The organism is Streptomyces durbertensis (assembly GCF_014156695.1).
In the GTDB taxonomy this organism is placed as follows: Bacteria; Actinomycetota; Actinomycetes; order Streptomycetales; family Streptomycetaceae; genus Streptomyces; species Streptomyces durbertensis.
The window spans coordinates 1-480 of sequence record NZ_WMLF01000942.1; the positions used below are offsets into that span (position 1 = coordinate 1).

Consider the following 480-nt stretch of genomic DNA (forward strand, 5'->3'; position numbering starts at 1 on the left):
TCGCGATGATCTTCCAGGACGCGCTGTCGTCGCTGAACCCGGTGCTGAGCGTCGGGTACCAGCTCGGTGAGATGTTCCGGGTCCACCAGGGTCTGTCCAGGAAGGACGCCAAGGCCAAGGCCATCGAGCTGATGGACCGGGTTCGCATTCCGGCGGCCAAGGAGCGGGTGAACGACTACCCGCACCAGTTCTCGGGCGGTATGCGGCAGCGCATCATGATCGCGATGGCGCTGGCCCTGGAGCCGGACCTGATCATCGCGGACGAGCCGACGACCGCGCTGGACGTCACGGTGCAGGCCCAGGTCATGGACCTGCTCGCCGAGTTGCAGCGCGAGTACAACATGGGTCTGATCCTGATCACCCACGACCTGGGTGTGGTCGCCGACGTGGCCGACAAGATCGCCGTGATGTACGCGGGCCGCATCGTGGAGACCGCGCCGGTGCACGAGCTGTACAAGCGCCCGGCCCACCCCTACACCA

General features: G+C 66.2%; 1 protein-coding gene. It reads left to right on the forward strand.

All coding sequences use genetic code 11. The features are described from left to right. Positions 1-480, forward strand: a 480-nt coding sequence (locus GL263_RS27790) for an ABC transporter ATP-binding protein (protein WP_182858472.1), incomplete at both ends; no start/stop codon positions are given.